This window comes from Pseudonocardia ammonioxydans, assembly GCF_900115005.1.
Taxonomy (GTDB): Bacteria; Actinomycetota; Actinomycetes; order Mycobacteriales; family Pseudonocardiaceae; genus Pseudonocardia; species Pseudonocardia ammonioxydans.
Genome location: NZ_FOUY01000110.1, coordinates 1 through 4,584 on the forward strand (window position 1 = coordinate 1; position 4,584 = coordinate 4,584).

Consider the following 4,584-nt stretch of genomic DNA (forward strand, 5'->3'; position numbering starts at 1 on the left):
CCGTTGCGGGAGTTTCCGCCGTTGCGTCCGGCCGGATCGTGGGCCTGGTAGCCGAGATGGTCGGTGATCTCGCCCTCGAGCGCGGACTCCAGGACCCGCTTCGTGAGCTGCGCGAGCAGGCCGTTCTCGCCGGTCAGGTCGAGCCCGTTCGCGCGGGCGCGGCCGGCGAGTTGGGCGATCAACTGCTCGTCGACCGCGTCGAGCCCTGCCTGCGCGCCGTCATCATCGACGAGCTGCTCCTCGTCGGTCACGCTGTCGAGGTCGACCGGCTCAGCTGCTTGGTCTGTCATCGGGTCCACACTCCTTGATCGGAGTTACACCGATGTTCTTACAGTCCCGTGGAGTCCGTGGAGCCCGTGGAGTCCGCTGTGGAACCCCGTCCGCGTGGGGCTGCGCCGTTCGACCTCTCCGGTATCACCCGCGACGGGCGGGGTGTCGCCCGCTACACCGGCCTGCCGTCGTCGTTGGTGACCATGCTGCGGTCCACGGTGGACCGGCATCCGGAGGTCGAGGCACTGGTCGAGGTGGGCGGTGAGCGGCTGAGCTACCGGCAGCTGTGGGACCGGTCGGCGCGGGTCGCCGGCGGGCTGCGCGAGGCCGGGATCCGCCCGGGGGACCGGGTGGCGAACCTGCTGCCGGCCGGTGTGGACTGGGTGCTCGGCTTCCTCGGGACGCAGCTGGCCGGTGCGGTCGCGGTCCCGGTGAACACCCGGTTCGCCGAACCGGAGATCGAGTACGTGCTGCGGGACTCCGGCGCGACGTTCGCGCTGCGCCCCGGCGCACCGCTGCCGGACGGGCGCCCGTGCGCCGCGGAGGAGGCGGGGCCCGCGGACACGGCCGCGATCTTCTACACCAGCGGGACGACCGGGTTCCCCAAGGGGGCGATGACCACCCACGAGAACTTCCTGTCGAACATCGAGACGGCGCTGCGGGTGATCGACCTCGACCGCGCGAGCGGCCCGGCGCAGCGCAACCTGGTGTCGGTGCCGCTGTTCCACGTGACCGGCTGCAACAGCCAGCTCCTCGTGCAGCTGGCCATCGGCGGGACGACGGTCGTGCTGCCCGCGTTCGAGGTGCAGGCGTTCCTGCGGACCGTCGAGCAGGAACGGATCACCGTCCTCACCAGCGCGCCGGCGATCTACGCGCTGGCGCTGGCCCGGTCCGACATCGGCGCGTTCGACCTCTCCTCGGTCACCCGGGTGTCCTACGGCGGTGCGCCGATCGCCCCTGCGCTGATCGCGCGGCTGCGCGAGCGGTTCCCGGAGGCGGCACTGGGCAACGGGTTCGGTCTCACCGAGACGTCGTCGATCGCCACGTTCCTGCCGGACGCCTGGGCCGCTGCCCACCCGGACTCGGTCGGGTTCGCCGCGCCCGTGGTGGACCTGGCGCTGGCGGCGCCGGACGGTGCCGGGGTCGGGGAGCTGCTGGTGCGGGGCCCGAACGTGGTGGCCGGGTACTGGAACAAGCCCGAGGCCACCCGGGACACGTTCGTCGACGGCTGGTTGCACAGCGGCGACCTGGCCCGGATCGACGACGAGGGGCTCACCCACATCGTCGACCGGGCGAAGGACATGATCAACCGGGGCGGCGAGAACGTGTACTCGGTCGAGGTGGAGAACGCGCTGGCCGGTGCGCCCGGCGTGGCCGACGCGGCCGTCGTCGGGGTCCCGGACGAGATGCTGGGGGAGAAGGTCGGGGCCGTGATCGTGCCGCTGCCGGGCACCGTGTTCGAGATCGGCGCGGTGCTGGAGCACCTGCGGGCGACGCTGGCCGACTTCAAGGTGCCGCAGTTCGTCGCCGTGCGCGACGAGCCCCTGCCGCGCAACCCGGGCGGGAAGATCCTCAAACGCCCGCTGCGGGAGGGGACGGACTGGGGACCGCCGGTGCACGGACGGTGACCCGGCCGCCGTCGTGCCCCGCGATCACCCGGCTGCGAGCCAGTCCGCCAGCGCGTGGTGCACCGCCGCGGGCGCCTCGACGGGTGCGAGATGGCCGACGTCGTCCAGCACGGTCACGGGCGGGTCGCCCGGGAGCGCGCGCTGCAGCCGTGCCGCCTGGTCGACCGGCAGCCACGGGTCCTGGGCGCCCCAACCGATGCCGGCCCGGCAACGGAGCTCCGCCAGCCGGGACACGACCGGGCGGGTGTGCGCCGGGCTGAGCTGGGCGGTCTGCCGGTAGAAGGCGGGCAGGCCGGCGTCCGTCCACGGCTCGGTCAGCGCCTCCACCCACTCCGGGGAGAGCCGGTGGCGGGCCGCACCGGCGACGTACTCCCGCACGAGCGCGCGGTGCAGCGGCCCGGGCAGCGCCGCGAAGACCTCCTCGTGCTCGGCGACCAGCCGGAAGAACGGCGATCCCCACGGCTCGAGGGCCACGACGTCCCACAGGAACAGGCTCGCGAACCCGGCGTCGTGGAGCAGGTGGGCCCCGAGGGCCACGGCGCCGCCGATGTCGTGTGCGACGACGTGCGGTAGCCCGTCGAGCCGCCAGTGGCGCAGGAGTGCGGCGAACCGCGCCATCTGGTGGTCGAGCCCGACCGGCACGTCGGCGGGCGCGGCCGACCGGCCGTACCCCGGCATGTCCCACAGCAGGACGCGGTAGCCGTCGTCGACGAGCCGGTGGGCCACGGGCCCCCACACCAGCGACGACCACGGCGTCCCGTGGCAGAGGACGACATCGGCCCGGGCCGGGCGACCCACCGGTTCCAGGATCCGGGTCGCGACGGTCGTGCCGTCGAGATCGACGTGTCCTAGGTCGGGGAGGCTGAATCCCGGGTCGGGGAGGCGGTGCCCCGGGTCGGGGAGGCGGTGCCCCGGGTCGGGGAGATCGTGGCGCGGATCGCTCGGATCGGGGCGGGAGCGGGGTTCGGACACGGCGCGGACGCTAGAACCTCAGGTCGACCTGAGGGCAAGCGTGCATCCTGGACGGATGAGGATCGGTGAGGCCGCGCGGCGGCTCGGTGTCGCGGTGCACGTCCTGCGGCACTGGGACGCCGAGGGCGTCGTGGTCCCGGATCGCACCCCGGCCGGGCACCGTGAGTACACCGAGGAGCACCTGCACCGGATGCGCGTGCTCCGTGCGTGCCAGGAGGTCGGCCTGAGCCTGGCCGAGGTCCGGCTGGTGCTGCACCGGGACGAGGCGAGCCGGGCGAGTGTGATCGAGCACCATCTGGCCCGGATCCGGCGGCAGCGGGCCCACCTCGACGCCACCGAGACGTTCCTCGCGCACGTGGTCGCGTGCGAGCACGACCTGCTCACGCGCTGCCCGGCGTGCTCGGCCTACGCGGTCACCTCGCCGGCGGGCCCGTCGCGCGCAACCTGACCGGACACCTCGCCCCGCTCCCATTCTGTGACCCCTCGGTTGACACTCGTCCGGCCGTGTCGCAAATTGGTTGCGTGCCGAATTGCGGACTCACACGTCGACGTCATGTCGACCTCTTCCGTGTGAACTCCACCGGCTGTCGCTGATTCACCCACCGCGCCCCGCTGGGCGCGAGTTCTCGCCCTGACCTGCGCTGATCCGCTGTCCTGATCGGAGACGCGGCGCTGCCGCCCGGTCGGGCACCCCGGCCCGCCCCCGTTTCGCCAGTGCTTTCCGCGGTGTCGCGAAACGGTTCTCCGGGCTGCCCGGAAACTGCCGAGGAAATGGAGACGACCACCTTGTCCACCACCACCGCCACCACGCCCACGACCGATCACCCGCTCGCCGGGATCGAGGTGCGACCGGTCGCCGGCACGCTCGGTGCCGAGATCACCGGCGTACGGCTGGGCCCTGACCTCGGCGAGGACGTGGTCGCCGGGATCCGGGCCGCCCTGCTCGAGCACAAGGTCGTGTTCCTGCGTGGTCAGGACCACCTCGACGACGCCGCCCACGCCGGGTTCGCGCGGCTGCTGGGGCCGTTGAGGACCGCACATCCCACGATCTCCGGCGGACGGTCCGAGGCCGCGGTGCTGCCGGTGGACTCCGGCCGGGGGACCCGGGCCAACAGCTGGCACTCCGATGTCACCTTCGTCGACCGTCCGCCGTCGTTCACAACGCTGCGCGCGCAGGTGCTCCCGCCCGCGGGCGGGGACACCGTGTTCGCCGACACCGTCGCCGCCTACGCGGGGCTGCCGGCGCCGTTGCGTGCGCTCGCCGACGGGCTCTGGGCCGAGCACAGCAACGACTACGACTACGCCACCGCGCACGCGACCACTGAGCTGTCCGAGGCCCAGACCGCGTACCGCCAGGAGTTCACCTCCACCGTGTACCCAGGGTCCCGGCAAAGTCGTCAGGTGATCTTGTAGGTGGCCAGCGGTCGGAGCGTGTCGCGGGCGTGGTGACGCAGCGCGGCGGCGATGTTGGTCGCACCCGATAGCCGCAGGGCGGTGATCGCAAGGTTGCGGAAGGCGGCCATGACCTGAGGACCGCTCCCGGTGCGGACCGCGGAGCGGTCCTCGTCGTAAGTGACGTCGCGGACCCAGTGCAACCGGTTCTCGATGCCCCAGTGGCCGCGGATCCAGCGCGCGAGCAGGCCCGGGTCGGCGTCGAAACCGGTCAGGCTGGTGATCGCGTACACAGTCACGGTCTTCCACCGTCCGCCCGGTC

At 72.8% G+C, this 4,584-nt stretch carries 6 protein-coding genes; 3 read left to right on the forward strand and 3 right to left on the reverse strand.

Going from position 1 to position 4,584, the window contains the following annotated elements; all coding sequences use genetic code 11:
• Positions 1 to 290, reverse strand: a 290-nt coding sequence (locus BM093_RS34140; RefSeq protein ID WP_218162914.1) for a transposase, incomplete at its 3' end; no start/stop codon positions are given.
• 78 nt (positions 291 to 368) lie between these two features.
• Here BM093_RS34140 and BM093_RS34145 point away from each other — a divergent pair.
• Positions 369 to 1,898, forward strand: a complete 1,530-nt coding sequence (locus BM093_RS34145) for a class I adenylate-forming enzyme family protein (RefSeq protein WP_218163065.1) — start codon at positions 369 to 371, stop codon at positions 1,896 to 1,898.
• 24 nt (positions 1,899 to 1,922) lie between these two features.
• Here the strand turns inward: BM093_RS34145 and BM093_RS34150 are convergent, their stop codons facing one another.
• Positions 1,923 to 2,870, reverse strand: coding sequence for an alpha/beta fold hydrolase (locus tag BM093_RS34150; protein ID WP_245773992.1), 948 nt, complete (start codon positions 2,868 to 2,870; stop codon positions 1,923 to 1,925).
• 55 nt (positions 2,871 to 2,925) lie between these two features.
• On the opposite strand from BM093_RS34150, the gene BM093_RS34155 reads away from it, so the two are divergent.
• Both BM093_RS34155 and BM093_RS34160 read left to right on the forward strand, forming a co-directional pair.
• The gene (locus BM093_RS34155; protein ID WP_093357411.1) at positions 2,926 to 3,318 is read left to right on the forward strand and encodes a MerR family transcriptional regulator; all 393 of its coding nucleotides are present in this window, start codon (positions 2,926 to 2,928) and stop codon (positions 3,316 to 3,318) included.
• Between the two features lie 338 nt (positions 3,319 to 3,656).
• Complete coding sequence (locus BM093_RS34160; RefSeq protein ID WP_245773993.1) at positions 3,657 to 4,283, forward strand: TauD/TfdA dioxygenase family protein; 627 nt, start codon at positions 3,657 to 3,659, stop codon at positions 4,281 to 4,283.
• Here BM093_RS34160 and BM093_RS34165 read toward each other — a convergent pair.
• Positions 4,268 to 4,584: transposase (locus BM093_RS34165; protein WP_143105704.1), on the reverse strand; the 317-nt coding region annotated here is incomplete at its 5' end. The two genes, BM093_RS34160 and BM093_RS34165, sit on opposite strands and share 16 nt — an antisense overlap.